The 18,040-nt window shown below is 44.5% G+C and carries 10 protein-coding genes; 6 read left to right on the plus strand and 4 right to left on the minus strand.

The features are described from left to right. Nucleotides 1-116: 116 nt before the first annotated feature. Nucleotides 117-1,685: an AraC family transcriptional regulator gene (locus HMPREF2983_RS09445; RefSeq protein ID WP_070667874.1), complete on the minus strand. Its 1,569-nt coding sequence runs from the start codon at nt 1,683-1,685 to the stop codon at nt 117-119. Nucleotides 1,686-2,068: 383 nt separating this feature from the next. Here HMPREF2983_RS09445 and HMPREF2983_RS09450 point away from each other — a divergent pair, with 383 nt between their 5' ends. From HMPREF2983_RS09450 to HMPREF2983_RS09470, 5 genes are all read left to right on the plus strand, one after another. Continuing rightward, on the plus strand, nt 2,069-5,179 hold the full coding sequence (locus tag HMPREF2983_RS09450) for a SusC/RagA family TonB-linked outer membrane protein (protein WP_070667875.1): 3,111 nt from the start codon (nt 2,069-2,071) through the stop codon (nt 5,177-5,179). A gap of 21 nt (nt 5,180-5,200) precedes the next feature. Beyond that, on the plus strand, nt 5,201-6,937 hold the full coding sequence (locus HMPREF2983_RS09455) for a RagB/SusD family nutrient uptake outer membrane protein (protein WP_070667876.1): 1,737 nt from the start codon (nt 5,201-5,203) through the stop codon (nt 6,935-6,937). A gap of 46 nt (nt 6,938-6,983) precedes the next feature. Further along, complete coding sequence (locus HMPREF2983_RS09460) at nt 6,984-8,693, plus strand: glycoside hydrolase family 32 protein (RefSeq protein WP_070667877.1); 1,710 nt, start codon at nt 6,984-6,986, stop codon at nt 8,691-8,693. Between the two features lie 145 nt (nt 8,694-8,838). Beyond that, nucleotides 8,839-10,017, plus strand: a complete 1,179-nt coding sequence (locus HMPREF2983_RS09465) for an MFS transporter (RefSeq protein WP_070667878.1) — start codon at nt 8,839-8,841, stop codon at nt 10,015-10,017. 209 nt (nt 10,018-10,226) lie between these two features. After that, on the plus strand, nt 10,227-11,108 hold the full coding sequence (locus HMPREF2983_RS09470) for a carbohydrate kinase family protein (protein ID WP_070667879.1): 882 nt from the start codon (nt 10,227-10,229) through the stop codon (nt 11,106-11,108). A 1,224-nt stretch (nt 11,109-12,332) separates the two neighbouring features. Here HMPREF2983_RS09470 and secDF read toward each other — a convergent pair. The 3 genes from secDF to HMPREF2983_RS09485 all read right to left on the minus strand — a co-directional run bounded on the left by secDF (nt 12,333) and on the right by HMPREF2983_RS09485 (nt 17,515). Continuing rightward, nucleotides 12,333-15,323 (minus strand): protein translocase subunit SecDF, encoded by a 2,991-nt coding sequence (gene secDF / locus HMPREF2983_RS09475; protein WP_070667881.1) that lies wholly within the window; start codon nt 15,321-15,323, stop codon nt 12,333-12,335. 129 nt (nt 15,324-15,452) lie between these two features. After that, entirely contained in the window at nt 15,453-16,544 is a 1,092-nt protein-coding gene (locus HMPREF2983_RS09480) for an endonuclease/exonuclease/phosphatase family protein (protein ID WP_070667883.1), read from the minus strand. 11 nt (nt 16,545-16,555) lie between these two features. Further along, nucleotides 16,556-17,515: a rhomboid family intramembrane serine protease gene (locus HMPREF2983_RS09485; RefSeq protein WP_070667885.1), complete on the minus strand. Its 960-nt coding sequence runs from the start codon at nt 17,513-17,515 to the stop codon at nt 16,556-16,558. A 216-nt stretch (nt 17,516-17,731) separates the two neighbouring features. Between HMPREF2983_RS09485 and HMPREF2983_RS09490 the strand changes: the two genes are divergently transcribed. Next, nucleotides 17,732-18,007 (plus strand): HU family DNA-binding protein, encoded by a 276-nt coding sequence (locus HMPREF2983_RS09490; RefSeq protein WP_004373131.1) that lies wholly within the window; start codon nt 17,732-17,734, stop codon nt 18,005-18,007. The last annotated feature ends 33 nt before the right edge of the window (nt 18,008-18,040 follow it).

Genomic DNA, 18,040 nt, shown 5'->3' on the forward strand with positions numbered 1-18,040 from the left:
CTTGAGTCGAATTACAGCCTAACTTGCGTCACTTTACCACGCAATTTGACGCTGATTACACGCTAATATGACGCAAGTTGCAAGACGATTTGCACATACAGCCATCTTTTCATGAGTCATGCGTTAGGTTCGTCCAACGCTTTTGCATGTCCATTCGAGGCTGTAGGCACGTGTCCGAACTGCTCTTTATAGCACTTCGAAAAATAGGAGGGCGAAGAGAAACCCACCCGATAAGAAACCTCAGAGACATTCATTCCGCCCTGTTTCAACAGTCGGTCGGCCTGTTGCAAGCGTGTGATGCGAATGATTTCAACGGGAGAAGAGTCGGTGACACTCTTCACTTTGCGATAGAGTTGCACACGACTCATGTCCAACTGTGAGGCTAACATTTCGACATTGAACTCTGAGTTGGCAAGGTTCTTGATGATACATTCGAAGAGTTTATTCATGAAAACCGTGTCGTTATCAAGCACTTCATCGGGCTGAGGGACATTTGCCAACCTGAGATGTCGCTCCAATTGTGCACGCTGTTCATGGAGTTGCATGTAGTGATGCAGCTTTTCGGTGATGCTTTTCTCGGTCATACGGTGGCGATAAAGGGCCATGCGATAGACATAGAAGAAGATACCTACGAACAGAACAAGGATGATAAGCGTGAGCAACAGATAGACTTTCTGATGATTGTAGCGCATGAAGAACGTGTCAAGTCGCTCGTGCAGGCCCTGAATGCGCTGCTGTTGCATGTTCATTTCATCGGCCTGCATGAGCATCAGTGGTGCTTTATCGGGCGTGACGAGGGCTGATTGCAGCAAGTTCTCCTTTTGATAAGGGCGATGATTGAGGATATTCATGGCTAATTTCATCACCAAATCACCACGCGTTGGATAGATATAAGAGGCTGAAAGCACGCTGTCGGCCACTAATTTCATGCCTCCCTGTTCGCCGGGAAGAGCGTCGACACCGCAGAACAAAGTATTCTTCGGCAGCACACCTGCCTCACGTGCGCCCATGGCCATACGGTCGTTCTGCGCAAAAACACAGGTTATCGTGGCGCATGAAGCTGTTCCATGGCGTTGGCTGAAAGCTTGAATGGCACGGCGACCGCTGGCTTTTGTCCAGTCACCTTGCAGACTTTCAACGAGCTTGATGCCAGGATATCTGCTGATACGCTCTATGAAACCGCGGTGACGTTCAATGGCGGGAGACGACCCTTTGAGTCCCATAAGCTCAATAACACGGCCATGATAGTCGAGCTGTCGGGCCACATAGTCACCCATCTGACGTCCAACTTCCACGTTGTCAGCCCCGATAAATGCCGTATATTTACCGTCAGTCTTGCGGTCGAAGAGGATAACCGGAATGCCTTTCTCCACAGCTTTGTCGACAACAGGCGTAATGGCATGGGCCTGATTGGGCGAGATAATCAGCAAATCGACACCGTCTTTTATGAACTGTTCTATCTGTTGGATCTGTCGTTTATCGTTATCGTCGGCCGAAGTAAACCGCATCGTCACACCGTCTTCCATGTAAGTGGCCGTCCGAAGTTCCTGATTGAGCTTGTCACGCCAAATGTCTTCCGAGCATTGTGATACGCCGATGACATATTGCTTGCTGTTCCTGCTGTTGCAAGAGCATATCATAAGGCAACCCATGAAGGTCAGAATAAAAGACGATATCTTGTTCATACTTTGTCTTTCTATGTAAGGATGTGACAAAGATAGCATTAAATTTGGTAAAATCAAAAGAAATATTGCAATTAAAAGGAAAGCCTCTTCGATGATTAAACCATGATGAATGCAGGATTTCATGTGGCGGAAAACAAGCCCGTTTCTGTTTGAATGCCATTTATATAACATTTAAAACAAATGCTAAAAGATTTGTTTCATGTAACATGTTTTTTAGCTTTTGAACGATTATTGCACGTTTTTAATTTTATTAGCAACTATCTTTGCTCTCGACATCGTAACAACCGGCATGGCCTTAGGTCTACGAAACCCGGTCGGAAAATATCATACCAATTGGAAAATCATTATCTACGAAGAATTTTATCAACCTAAACTTTATAACAATGAACAATCTGAAACGACTCATCCTGAGCACAATGCTCATGTTCTGTTGCTCAATCTTATTTGCGCAAACAGAATGTTCGGGAACTATTGTCGATGCTAATGGCGACCCAATTATCGGTGCCTCGGTGATTGAAAAAGGTACATCAAACGGTATTGTCACTGACATTGACGGTAATTTCAAACTGAATGTTAAGCAAGGTTCACTCCTTATTATCTCTTACATCGGCTACGTAACCCAAGATGTTAAAGCAGCTCCAAATCTGAAAATCACACTGAAAGAAGAATCAAAACTGTTGAACGAGGTCGTAGTGACAGGCTACACAACGCAAAGAAAAGCCGATTTGACAGGTTCTGTAGCTGTAGTTTCAACCGATGCGCTCAAGACTTCACCTGACACAGACCCTATGCGTGCGCTTCAAGGTAAGGTTCCTGGCATGAACATTACGGTCAATGGCTCACCAAGTGGAGCAGGAACTGTGAGAATACGCGGTATTGGTTCGTTTAACACTTCACAGGATCCACTCTACATTGTAGATGGTGTGCCTACGAATTCTGCCCTGAACTCACTCAATGCCAGTGACATTGAAAGCATGCAGGTGCTGAAAGATGCAGCCTCAGCTTCTATCTATGGATCACGCGCGGCTAATGGTGTAATCATCATTACGACCAAACAAGGAAAGAAAGGTGACAAGGTAAAGGTAGACTTCTCAACCAACCTCACGGCACAATTCTATACCAACCAGTCCAAGATGAAGCTTAGCAACACGCGCCAATATGCTACGGCAATGGTGCAGGCAGCCCTCAACGATGGCCTTGATCCTGCAATCTATGCCCAAAACTATGGCCTTGACATCAATGCAGCCAATGGAACTTCTATCACCGTATGGAATCCGGCACAGTCAAAATATGTGGACTATACAGTCAATGGACGCTATGACGGCTTCATCAACAGCAAGAAAACCATGCGCTTTTCAGATACTGATTGGGTGGATGAAATATCAAGAACAGGTTTTGCCCGCAATTATAATGTATCTCTTTCTCATGCCAATGAGAAACATTCAGCTATGTTCTCCTTGGGTTACAAGAAGAACGATGGTATCTTGAAATATACAGATTTCCAGAACATCTCGACACGTATGAATGCCTCATACAATTTGAACAAGATGGTTACCGTGGGTGAGAACTTCACCCTTACCTATACGAAACAAGTGGATTGTGCACCGATGGAGAATGCTTTGAAAATGGCTCCAACAGTACCAGTATATGAGATTGACGGCGTGACCTTTGCCGGTCCTGTAGGTGGAATGAGTGACCGTCAGAACCCTGTTCGCGAGGAATATCATAACAAAGATAACCATTTAGACTATTGGAGAGTATTCGGTAATGCCTTTGTGGATATTAAACCACTGAAGAACCTGGTATTCCGCTCAAACTTCGGACTTGATTTCACAACCTCATTCATCAATGCGCTGACCCACACTTTCACATCTGATGTTGTGAAAAACAACTTGGCTAAGACCAGTCTTGGACAGACAAACAACGTAAACTATACATGGTCGAACACTTTGAATTATAACTTTGCACTTCAGAAACATAACTTCTCGATACTCGCCGGCTCTGAAATTAACAAGCAGAGCATAGTGGACTTCAATGCTTATTCAGAAGACTATGCCCTTGAAGATATAGATTATATGTGGCCTAATGCAGCAACAGGAACCATGCGCAACAGCGGTGCAAAGGTAGGTTACCGTCTGGCTTCATTCTTTGGCAAAGTGGATTACAATTTCCAAGACTTGCTGTTAGCTTCATTCACCATTCGCTATGACGGTTCTTCTCGCTTTGGTGCCAATCACCGTTGGGGTACATTCCCTGCCGCTTCATTAGGTTTCCGTATTTCACAACTGTTGAAGAAAGATTGGCTTGACGACTTGAAACTTCGCCTTTCTTGGGGTAAGACCGGTAATCAAGCTATCGACAATAATGCCCAATTCGGCCTTTATGTACGCGATTATGGTTTAGATCGTGTCTCTTCTACTGCCTACGACCTTCACATGGCAGGCTCTGGAACATTCCCCTCTGGCTACAGAGCTATCCAAACAGCCAATCCAAATCTGAAATGGGAGACTGCAACACAATATAATATAGGTGTAGACTATATGCTCTTTTCTGGCTCATTATATGGAAATGTGGATGCATATATCAAGAATGTCAACGACATGTTAATCAATCCTGCCTATCTCGGCGCAATGGGAGAAGGTGGTGCAACGTGGTCGAACGGACCTTCACTGCGCAACTGGGGTATGGAGTTTGCCATCGGTTATCGCAAGACCTTTGCCAATGGCTTGGGTGTAGATGTGAATGGAAGTCTTGATTTCTTCCGTAACAGAGTAACCAGTTTACCTGCGTCAACAACGGGCTCTTATGCGCATACTACAAAGGAAAACCTCGTTCAATCACACAAATCTTATGGTTCAATCGTTGGTTACGTAGCCGAGGGACTCTATCAGAACCAAGATGAAGTGAACCATTCTGGTCAGGACAATGCCCGTGTAGGCGGTTTGAAATACAGGGATCTCGATGGCGATAACAAGATAACATCGGCAGATCAGACATGGATTTTTGACCCAGTTCCTGCTTTCTCTTATGGCTTAAATGTAGGCTTGAACTACAAGAACTTTGATTTAACCATGTTCTGGCAGGGCGTTTGTAACCAAGATGTCTATAATAATCAGAAGTTCCAGACCGATTTTTGGAGCATAACCGACCCTGGATCAAACAAAGGAAGCCGTATGCTTGGTGCATGGACTACCGATAATACCTCCGCTACTATTCCTGCACTTACTACACGAAATAGTGCAGACGAAGGACGTGTTTCTTCTTACTTTGTTGAGAACGGATCTTATCTGAAGTTACGTACGCTACAGTTTGGTTACAATCTTCCAAAGGAATTACTCGCTAAAATAATGATGACAAGTGCACGCATTTATATCTCTGGGCAGAATCTGTTGACAATCAAAAGCAGCAGTCTGACATGTTCAGATCCAGAAAATCCAAACTGGAACTATCCAATTCCAACTTCAATTTCTTTTGGTTTACAAGTTGGTTTCTAAACTATTTTAATACTTAGACAAATGAAAAAATCATATATTGCAATTTTATTGCTTGCAGGCAGTTTCACACTTTCAGGCTGCAACGACTTTCTCGACTATAAACCAACAGCTGTAGTTGATGAAAACAAGGCTTTCTCTGACCCAGAAGCAATGACCAATAGTGCCTATGCTATGCTGGGAGATTGCTGGTATCAGTATCCATTTAACCTCTGGACATACGGCGATGTAACATCAGACGATTGTCTGAAAGGAGGCTCGGGAGTCAATGATACCGATTATCATCCCTTCGAAATATGGAAAAACATGACCTCAACTATTGGCCCGTTAGACGAACTCTGGTATAGACTTTTCGCTGCCATTTCACGCTGTAACCGCGCCTTAGTATCTCTCGATAAATACGGAAACAGCAAGTTAGGGGAAACAGAAACAAAGCAACGCATCGCTGAAGTGAAGTTCTTGCGTGCACATTTCTATTATAAGTTGATTACCGTTTTCCGCAAGGTGCCATGGATTGACGAGGAAGTTTTCAAGAATAACACACAGGAACAGACGCACAACGATGCATTTACTTACCAACAACTATTTGAGAAAATCATTGCCGATTTCCAGACTGCATACGACGTTCTGCCTGAAACACAGACAGAAGGAGGCCGTGTAAACAAGATTGCAGCAGCCTCTTACTTAGCTAAATGCTATCTACAATTAGCTTGGGGTGACGGCTATGAACAGACAACAGGTATATCTCACATCAACACATCCTACATGCAGAAAGTTGTTGATTACACCGACGTTGTGAGCCATTCTCACTATGGTTATCTTGAAGATTATGGTGATATTTTCCTACCAGAACATAAGAACAGTAAAGAATCTATATTTGCTGTACAATGCTCTGACTATAAAGATGACAACACTAAGTTCGGCAGAGCTAACTGGTCTAACACGCTGAATGGCTGCTGGGGAATATGGTCTTGCGGCTGGGATTTCCACAAACCATCACAGAATCTCGTAGATGCTTTCAAGACTAAAAATGGTCTTCCTGAATTCGAAGACTTTGATCAGACACCAGCGCACCCTGTGAATGGTCACCCAACCACACAGAAATGGGATCCGCGTTTGTTCCATACTGTGGGTATGCCTACGTTCCCTTACAAGTATGAAAAGCAGTATACACTCACGAAAAGGAACTCCCGTAACCCAAATGACTATGGTTATTATACTTCTTTGAAAGAGGTTCCACAGCGCAGTAAGGGCGAAACCTACAACTCACCTTGGCAGGCTTTTGCCATGAATGAATACGTTTTCCGCTACTCAGATGTAATGCTTATGCGTGCTGAAGCACTCATTGAGCTTGGGCGTTTGACAGAGGCTCGCACGATTATCAATGCCATTCGGCAGCGTGCATCCAATTCTATCAACAAGCATATTGCCTATGCTGCCGACCAATGTGAAATAGCTCTCTATCCAAGTTCATACTTCGCCGACAAGGAAACAGCCCGAAAGTGTCTACGTTGGGAACGTCGGTTAGAGATGGGAATGGAGCATGAACGCTTCTTTGATCTACGCCGTTGGGGTATTGCTTCAAAGACCTTGAACCATTATTTCGAGACAGAAGTGAAAGATGATTACGAGGGAATGAAGTTTGCACAATATTATAAAGATGCACACTTCACACCTGAAAAGAATGAATTCTTCCCCGTTCCCTACAACCAACTCTATTATATTCCTGGACTGTACACGCAGAATAAGGGTTATAACTAATGATTGAAGTAAATAAGGAACTATGATGAGAACTATCCATAAAATAATGATAACAGTTGTTTGTGTTGCTTCATCATTCACTGTCCAAGCGCAAACACCTGGAGCTTTGCATGTGCTTAGCGACAACCATGCCTTTTACCGTCTCCAGCAGAAGCACAAATTCCTGCTCTTACCCATAGAGGAAAAGGAGGAAAATGCCCACTTGCGCATCATCAAAAATAACCAAGTGGTGAAAGAACTCAACTGCAGATTGGCGATAGACAAGACTGATTATAGCGTTCCGCTTAAACTGGATGAAAACCAAGACAGCGAGATTCTTATCGATATCACATTCTCAAACAACAGGCGTTCCACCGGTTCTATCAAAGACTTTGTGGCTTGGAAAGAACTCAAGACCAGCGACAGTTTCGACACGACCAACCGCGAAAAGTATCGCCCCATCTATCATCATACCCCCTTATGGGGCTGGATGAACGATCCCAACGGCATGTTCTATAAGGATGGGGTGTGGCATCTCTACTTCCAGCACAACCCCTATGGTTCGCAATGGGAGAACATGACATGGGGTCACTCCACATCGAAAGACCTCGTACATTGGACGTTTGAAGGCGATGCTATCCGTCCCGATGCATTGGGAACTATCTTCAGTGGCTCGGCAGTTGTCGACAAAAACAACACTGCCGGCTTTGGAAATGGCGCCGTTGTTGCCATGTACACATCAGCCGGAGCAAGTCAGATGCAGAGTATAGCTTACAGCACTAACAACGGAAAGACATTCACGAAGCATGCCAACAACCCTGTGCTCACGGCGGATATTCCCGACTTTCGCGACCCTCACATGTTCTGGAATGAAGATATCAAGGCATGGAATCTTATCCTTGCAGCAGGTCAGGAAATGAACATCTACAGTTCAAAAGACCTGAAACACTGGACACTTGAGAGTTCATTCGGACATGGATACGGCAATCACGACGGTGTATGGGAATGCCCTGACCTCATGAAACTACCTGTCAACGGAACAGGGAAAGAGAAGTGGTTGCTTATCTGTAACATCAATCCTGGTGGGCCTTTCGGCGGCAGTGCAACGCAGTATTTCGTGGGATCTTTTGACGGTCATAAGTTCACTTGCGAGAGCAAGCCCGAAACAACGAAATGGATGGACTATGGAAAAGACCATTATGCCACCGTCACTTTCGACAATGCACCCGACAACCGGCATGTGGCGATAGCTTGGATGAGCAACTGGCAGTATGCCAATCAAGTACCCACGATGCAGTTTCGCAGTGCCAACTCCGTGCCACGCGACCTTGGTCTCTTCACCGATGGTGGCGAAACCTATGTCAGCGTAGTGCCTTCCAAGGAGCTTCTTGCCTTGCGCGGTGCAAAGACCGGCAAGCCTACAGAGGCCTGTGAGCTTGTCATTAATATTAAATCGCAGTCGAAACCTACGGTAATCACGCTCAGCAATGACAAGCACGAACAGGTGGTGATGACCTACAATCCCAAGGAACGCACTTTCAGTATGGACAGAGCACAAAGTGGAAACACTGCTTTCAGCGACATGTTCAAGGCCACAACCGTTGCTCCCACCCACGGAACAATCAGCCAGTTGCGTGTCTTCATCGACAAATGCAGCATTGAAGCATTCGACGCTACAGGCAAAATGGCCATGACCAACCTTGTATTCCCTACCAATCCCTACGACAAACTGACTGTCAAAGGGACTGCTCGGACAGTTATTTACACATTAAAATAAATCCTGAGAAAAATCGTTCAACATCGTGTAATATAGTTACATCGTCAACTATTTGACACATTTTGAACGATTTTTCTTATGTAAATTCCTATATAAACGGTATATTTGCAACAAGCAATCATTAATCATTAAACCTTTTAACATTATGGATAAAACCAACAAACTTGCCATTATTCCCGTGATGCTATGTTTCTTTGCCATGGGATTCGTTGATCTTGTAGGCACAGCATCCAACTTTGTAAAGGCCGACCTGGGGCTAAATGACGCACAGGCAAACATATTTCCCTCTCTTGTTTTCTTCTGGTTTCTCATCTTTTCAGTGCCTACGGGCATGCTGATGAACAAGATTGGCCGCAAGAAAACCGTGCTGCTGTCACTCATCATCACCTTTATTTCACTGCTGTTGCCTCTCTTTGGCGAGAGTTTCATACTGATGTTGATTGCTTTCTCACTGCTCGGCATCGGCAATGCACTCATGCAAACTTCGCTCAATCCATTGGTTTCAACCGTCATCAAGGGTGGAAATCTGGCCAGTACACTTACATTCGGCCAGTTTATCAAGGCCATAGCATCATTCCTTGCGCCTTATCTTGCCACATGGGGTGCCACTGCAGCCCTGCCAAGTTTTGGCTTGGGATGGCGCATTCTCTTCCCTATCTACATGGTCATTGGCGTTATTGCCACCTTACTTCTGTCAGGAACACCGATTGAAGAGGAAGCTGTTATCGTTGAAAATGAACTTCCTTCGCGCAATATTACCGATGAATATATTGCCTGTTTCAAGCTTCTGGGCACACCGATTGTACTGTTAAGCTTCATCGGTATCATGTGTCATGTGGGTATCGACGTAGGCGTTAATGCCACAGCACCAAAGATATTGCAGGAGAAACTCGGCCTTACACTCAGTGCCGCAGCCCCCGCAACGAGCTTCTACTTCCTCTTTCGTACCTTAGGATGCCTCACCGGAAGCATCATTCTGCGTTTCATGAAGACACGAACTTTCTTCATTATCAGTGTCGTGATGATGGCTTTGAGCATGTTAGGACTTTATTTCGGCACAACGAAATGGATGCTCTACACGGCTATAGCCCTTGTAGGCTACGGCAATTCCAATGTCTTCTCCATGGTCTTTGCACAGGCTTTGGAATGCGTTCCCACAAAGAAAAACGAGGTAAGTGGACTCATGATTATGGGTCTTTTCGGTGGAACTGTCTTCCCATTATTCATGGGATTGGCCAGCGATGCCGTGGGGCAAGCCGGCGCAGTGGCTGTAATGGCAGTGGGAGTAGTGTATTTGTTCACGTATATAAGGAGCCTTTCATAAACCCACCCCTACCCTCCCCAAGGGAGGGAGCACTTCTTTGAGAAAGCTTTCACATGCTGAAAATAAGATATAAAACAACCAATAACATTATAACCAAGTGCTCTGAACTCCTGAAAACGAACTCAAACAGACCCACGCTATCAAGCGTTCCCTCCCTTTGGGAGGGTTAGGGTGGGTGTTATGGGGCATTTTTTAGTAATTATTACCTTATGCAGAAAAGATTTATTGTCGGTCTCGGTGAAGCATTATGGGACTGCTTACCCGAAGGTTCAAAGCTTGGCGGAGCACCTGCCAACTTTGCTTATCACACCCATCAGTTCGGTTTTGACGCTATCGCTATCAGCGCTTTAGGCAATGACATCCTGGGGGATCAGACACGAAAGGAACTCGATCAGGCCGGACTTAACTACATTATGCCTATCGTGAACTATCCCACAGGCACCGTACAAGTGACGCTCGACGAAGAGGGAGTACCCACTTACGACATCAAGGAGAATGTGGCGTGGGACAATATTCCGTTCAACGATGAGATTGAAGCCGTGGCAAAGAATGCCCGTTCCGTATGCTTTGGCTCATTGGCACAGCGCAACAGCGTCTCACGCGACACCATTAAGCGCTTCCTTGCGGCCACTCCAAAGGACTGTCTGAAGATTTTCGACATCAATCTTCGACAGAATTTCTACACCAAAGAGATTATACAAGAGTCGATTGCTGCCTGCGACATTCTGAAAATCAACGACGAAGAACTGGTTACTATCGGTCGACTTTTCGGCTATCCAGGCTTGGACATGGAGAACAAATGCTGGCTCATCCTCGGTAAGTACAATCTGAAGATGCTCGTATTGACCTGTGGTGTCAACGGAAGTTATGTCTTTGCACCGGCTACAAAGTCGTTCCAGGAGACGCCAACTGTAGAGATTGCCGATACCGTTGGAGCCGGAGACAGCTTCACCGCGACTTTCTGTGCAGCCACACTTGCAGGAAAGTCTATCAAAGAAGCGCATAAACTCGCTGTTGATGTGAGTGCCTATGTGTGTACACAGGTGGGTGCAATGCCCGTGCTTCCCGAGAAGTTCACGAAGCTGTTGTAGGAAACAACGAGATAACTCCACATGATACTCAGCTGTTTTCGGTGGCTTAGAAAGCCACCGAACGGTTGTTGATTGCCATTAAATGAATAGCTCCTTCCCTTAGGTTTCAGGCCTCCTCGTCGCAAGCGACATCGAAGAATATCGGAGAATATCTTAGAATATACAACGTTATTCCTAAGCAAATGACATCTATTATTACAGATATTCTTCAATATTCTAAGATATACTGCAAAGCGGGTAGGAGGACTTAACTTTGAATTTCAGGCCTCCTCGTCGCAAGCGACATTGGAGAATATCGGAAAATATCTTAGAATATATAACGTTACTTCAAAATAAACGATATACATATTCTTTGATATTCTCGAATATTCTATGATATACTGCGAAGCGGGTAGGAGGACTAAACCTTGAATTTTAAGCCTCCTCGTTGCAAGCAACATCGAAGAATATCGGAGAATATCTTAGAATATACAACGTTACTTCAAAATAAACGATATACATATTCGTAGATATTCTCGAATATTCTAAGATATACTGCGAAGCAGTTAGGAGGCCTTACGCAATTCACGACACGCCATTGACTTAACGCCTAACTTCGTTTCACAATAGTGACTGGATGATATTAAACTACGGCTTCAAAAGAATAACGAAATACCAAGGCATATTTCAACCTATAAAGACCCGCGAATAAAAACTAAAGAGATATTGTTTCTAAAAACAGACTTTGTCAAAAAACATCTGAAAAAAACGGAGATTTTAAAACGGGAAATAGAGAAATCAAGAACGAGAAAACAGAGGAATAAGGACCAAAAGAAAGAGATTGCAACACCGGAAAAGAGAAGTTGTGACGCATTTTGACGCAAAACACATTGCTTTTTGAGGCAGATTGACGCACAACTTGATGCTGATTAGCACGTGATTTGACGCAAATGACAAGGTAATCTGACGCAAATGGCGAGGTTCATTCATAGATATCATTCTGCTTTTTGTATAAACTATTGATACATAACGAGTTATAAACTATTCAAATTTCAGGCATTTTCAGCACAGAGGAAAGTTTCATGAAGAATACGAAAGCGTTTTGTAAAGATGTTTCAGAATAGGGATTACTTCTTATAAGCTATGAGGAAGCAACAAAAAAGTCCGTAAATGCCTGTACATTTACGGACTTTTTATTTTACATGCAACGCCACCTTACGGCGTTACACCTTATTATATATAAGCTTATTTCACTTCAACAGCCTCGGTTGCAGTATCTTCCGTGCGACGATCCTTGATGCTCTTACCCATTAAGAGATAAGCAATCGGAGAAGCGATGAAGATAGAAGAGAGCGTACCGAATATGACACCGATAGTCATTGCGAAAGCAAATGGTTGGATACTCTTACCACCCAACAGCAGAATTACCAACAACACAATCAACGTTGAGAATGAGGTGTTGATAGTACGTGCCAGTGTCTGGTTGATAGAGTCATTGAAAAGCACCTGTATATCCTGCTTCGGATGAAGCTTTAAGTTCTCACGTATACGGTCGAACACAACCACTTTATCGTTGATAGAGTAACCGATGACGGTCAGAACAGCACCGATGAAGGTCTGATCTACCTCGAGTGAGAATGGCAACAGGCCTTGCAAGAGCGAGAATAAGCCGATAACGGTCAGTGCATCCAATACCAATGCAATCGTTGAACCGGCAGAGAAAGCCACGTTGCGGAAGCGTATAAGGATGTAGAGGAATATGGCAACAAGAGCGATGATGACGCTGATGATAGCACCATAAGTTACATCCTTGGCCACAGATGGGCCCACCTTAGAACTGCTGATGATAGAACCGCCGGCACGAACATCCGGGTTCTTGAATGCCTCTACACTCTTCTGGCTGATGAGTCCGGCCTTCTTCAAGCCTTGATAAAGCTTGGTTTCAGCCTCATCATCAATCGTAGGACTGTTGGATTCAATCTTATAGTTGGTAGAAATTCGAATGGTCTTGTTGTCTGTTCCCAATGAAAGTGCACCGGTAGTGCAGCCCGGGAAGATGTGAGTAAGCACCTCACGAACCTCTTCAGGCTCGGTAGATTTCTCGAACTGAACAACGTAGTTGCGACCTCCGGTGAAGTCAATGCTCTGTGCAAGACCACGCACGAAGAAGCTTCCAATGAAGACGATTGCAGCGATAATAGCAACAGTAAAGGTGCCTTTATACATTGACATGAACTTGAAGTTCTTGCCCTGCATGAGGTTCTTACTGATACCTGTCCAGTATTTAAGGTTCTGCCAACGGTCTTTCTTCAGCTGATGTTCGTAAACAAGACGTGTCAGGAACACTGCACTGAAGAACGAACAAACAATACCGATAATCCATGTTGTGGCGAAACCTTGAATAGGTCCCGTTCCAAATACATAGAGAATGACACCCGTGATGAGTGAAGTCAAGTTGGAATCGAAGATAGCAGAGAAGGCATTACTATATCCCGCTGCAACGGCTTGCTTCATACCTTTGCCCGCACGTAGTTCTTCTTTGATGCGCTCATAGATAAGAACGTTGGCATCGACAGCCGTACCTAACGACAGAACCATACCTGCAATACCCGACATTGTCAGTGCAGCCTGGAACGAAGTAAGTATACCGAGCGTGAAGAATACGTTGATAACCAACGCCGTATTAGCGATCATACCTGGGATGAAGTTATACATCATCACCATATAGATAATCAACAGCACGAAAGCTATAGCGAAAGAAACAATTCCCTGCTGGATAGATGCAGCACCAAGTGTAGGTCCTACGACTTCTTCCTGAACGATACGGGCAGGTGCCGGCATACGACCTGACTTCAAAGTATTGGCAAGGTCTTTGGTCATTTCAACCGTGAAGTTACCGGAGATAGCACTTGAACCGCCGTCAATCTCACCATTTACGCGCGGAGCTGAATATACGGCATCATCGAGAACGATAGCAATAGCCTTGCCTACATTGGCTTTTGTCAAGGCAGCCCAACGTCGTGCACCCTCGGTATTCATGGTCATGTTAACCTCAGGTTGACCCGTTACGTGATTGAATTCGTCCTTTGCATCAACGACAACATCACCCTGAAGAGGAGCTTGTCCGTTGTTTGAAGTAACCTTGATTGCATAGAGTCCGAAGATATTCTTGGCCTTGATGCCGTCTTCCGGAGTAGCACTCCAGAGCAGTTTGATGTCAGAAGGCAACACTTGTTTAGCAGTCTGACCATAGATGAGCTTATCAATGGCTGCCGTATCACGCACACTTGCGTAGCCAACGAGTGCCAAAGAATTCTGTCCCGTAGGCTGAAGCATAGCCAACAATGGATGCTGTTTCTTTGCAGCTTCCATTTGGGCATTGCTCTTCTGAGCTACAGTTTCCTTATCAGCATTCTTCACTTGGAATTTAACTCCCTTGACAACAGCCTTTTTCTGAGCTTGTTGTGCAGTGGTTGTATCGTTGGAAGCATCGTTGGCAAGACGGCTGTCAAGCTGTTGCAAGTAAGGAATTACCTCTTCAGCATTGTAGGTTTCCCAGAATTCGAGGTTCGCACTACCCTGCAAAAGCTTACGCATGCGCTCGGGTTCTTTGATACCTGGCATCTCAACCATAATGCGGCCGGTCTGTCCTTCGAGTTTCTGGATGTTGGGTTGTACGACACCAAACTTGTCAATACGAGTGCGAACAACGTTGAAAGAGTTGTCAATGGCAGCCTGAACTTCCTCACGAAGCACTTTCTCTACTTCTGAGTCAGAGCTCTGTGGATTGATCTTACCCTGCAATTGCTGTGTAGCAAAGATTTCGGCAAGGCGATGTCCCGGTGCATTCTGACGATAATACTTCAAGAAAAGCGAGATAAAATCACTCTGACTCGTTTCCTCTTCAGCACGAGCTTGCTTCATAGACTTAGTGAAAGCGGGGTCAGTCTTGTGATCAGCCAACGTTTCAAGCACGTCAGGTACAGAGATCTCAAGGATCACATTCATACCACCCTTCAGGTCAAGTCCTAATCCAATCTGGGTTTCCAAGCACTTCTGATAAGAGTAAATGCCCAGATACTTCACAGAATCCTTGTAATCCTGCTGCGCAATTGGGTCTTTAAGCTTCGCAGCTTGGCTGTCGTAATAGCTTGTGGCAACCGAGAATGAAAGATAGAAAATGCTTGCAAGCGTCAGAAGGACGGCTGTACAAATTACAATTCCTTTGTTTTGCATCTTTTTATTTGTTATTGATTTATTGTTTTTCTATGCTCAACACAATAGTGTCACCTATCGTATGCAGACGTGCAAAAATACAAATTTTCTTGCAGTCTGTAAAATTTATGCACATGAAATGTATGTTTTTCAATGTTTTCCTTGCTTTTTAAGCCAGCAAAGGATAGGGTAGTGGTCGGATTCACCGATGCTTCTGTCGACTTTACAACCATAGGGTTGCCAATCTTTTGAACACATGATATGGTCAATCCTCACATACATTCCCCCATTATGATAGCTCACTCCAAGGCCATTTCCAGTCGCAATGAAGCAATCGGTGAGACCTTTTGCAATGGTATGTCGGGCATATGAAATCGGACTGTCATTGAAATCGCCACACACAATCATGCTCCTATCAGAATGCTTACTGATATATCGTGCCACAGCATCGGCCTGAACAGCCCGCTTTGCAGAGGCTTCTCCGAGTTTATCTATCAAGCGGTAAGAGGCTTGTTTGGCATCCGACGTAAGCAGATTTCCTTTGACCATCGACTTAAACTCACGTTTATCCTCATTCGAAAGTCCCGTGGTTTCAAGGTGGTTGTTGACCACAATCACCGTGTCGTTGCCTATCTTTATTTCGAAAGCACCACTGAGATTACCACGCGAAGGATAGACAATGCGCTCATGGGAAACGATAGGATAGCGGCTGTAAAGCGCTATACAATCGCTCGACGGAGAGAACTTCATCGTGTCTTTATAGGCATAAATCTTGTTAAGAACCGAGTCTACCCGAGCCTGTCCAATCTCATTTGTCATGGCTTCCTGCAGACAAAGAATGTCAGGTTGCTGCTCTCGGATGTATTCCAAGATAGGAAACTTGCCGTCGGCATGGCGTTCCCAACCTGCAAAACTCCACACATTGTAGGACATTACCTTGATAGCATGGGCAGGAATGCTATGCGGAATATTGAACGGAATATAGGTTCTTACGGGCACATAGCACACAAGATAGCCCGCAAGAGAAAGCAAAGCTCCCTTCTTCTTGAAGCAAAGCCAGAAGATGAGAAAGCCAAAATTAATGGCAAGAAACACGGGAAACACCAATCCGGCATTGGCCAACACTTGATGATTGACAGGATTGAAGCGGTCGGAGAAGCCCACAAAGAGCATCATAAAGATAGTAGCCAGATTAGCTCCGGCTACTACCTGCAGGGTAAAACGTTTGAAATTGCGCAACATAAGTCCTGCTATCAGTTCTTTTTACTACTGTCGAAGAGCTTTCGCTTCTCATCGGCTGACAGACTATCGTAGCCACTTTTACGGATTTTATCAAGTATTCGGTCTACTTCTTTCTGGTCTTCGCGCTCACGACGATTATAATCCCAATCGCTCTGATGACTGTTATAAACATTGCCATTGGCACGAGTATTGGTGCTTCCCAAGTCTTGTTGCCTGCCACGGTTATCCCATTTACGTTTCATGTTGTTGAAGAACTGCTGTCCTTGGGAGCGGTTGTAATGTGCTCCCGGATGTCTTCTCCAATAGCGAATCAGGAAGAAACCCACGACCATTCCACCCAAATGAGCCAGATGAGCCACGTTGTCACCCGTCGTTGCCATAGCCGCAAAGAGTTCTATTCCCGCATAGATCATCACAAACCACTTGGCTTTAATGGGCACAGGAATGGGGATAATGAAAAGTTTCTCATTGGGAAATATCATGCCGAAAGCTAACAAAATGGCATAAACGGCACCCGAAGCACCCACTGTTGTCCAGTTGTTGAGCATCGGACTTAACTGATGTGCAATCTCAGGGAACTGGCTCAAAGCGAACGAAGGAACCTGAGAAGACACCGTCATATAAAACGAAACAAACTGTGCTGCCTCTTGAAAAACACCGGCTCCGATACCACATAAAATGTAATAAAACAAGAACTTGCGCGGTCCCCACACATTCTCCACGACCATACCAAACATCCAAAGGGCAAACATATTAAAGAAGATATGCTCCAAGTTGGCATGCATGAACATGTAAGTGACAAGTTGATAAAAATGAAAATCAGAGGCAAGAAAGAAATGAAGACCAAAGATGTTGTTCAAATCTATCGGTCCTCCGCCCATGAAATTCATTCCTTGAAATATCCACATCATCAAGAATGCCACTACGTTGACAATGAGAAGGTTCTTGGTTATCGTTGGAATACGCATCATATCCGTTGTTTTTAAGAAATTATCTATTTGCAGTTATCAGCTGCAAAATTACTAAAAATATCCCTTAATCAGCGCCGAAACAGGCCAATTAGCCTTATTTTTCACTTTTTATCCCACTTTTTTCCCTTTTTTGTTTGTTTTATGAAAGGAATAATCTATATTTGCCAAATAAACAGAAAATTATTCATTAAATAATCATCTTAATTAAACAGAATTATGAACAAAACAGAATTGATCGACAAGATCGCTGCAGGCGCAGGTCTGAGCAAGGCAGATGCAAAGAAAGCATTGGACGCAACAACAGCTGCAATCAAAGAAGCTCTCGTTGCTGGTGACAAGATTCAGCTCGTAGGTTTCGGCACATTCAGTGTTAACGAGCGTCCGGCTCGTGAGGGTATCAACCCAGCTACAAAGGCTAAAATCAAGATCGCAGCCAAGAAGGTGGCTAAGTTCAAGGCAGGTGCTGAACTCGCTGACGCTGTAAACGCATAATTGTAAAGATTTATCGTAATACAGATTACATGG

Source organism: Prevotella sp. HMSC077E09 (assembly GCF_001814685.1).
Classification (GTDB): domain Bacteria; phylum Bacteroidota; class Bacteroidia; order Bacteroidales; family Bacteroidaceae; genus Prevotella; species Prevotella oris.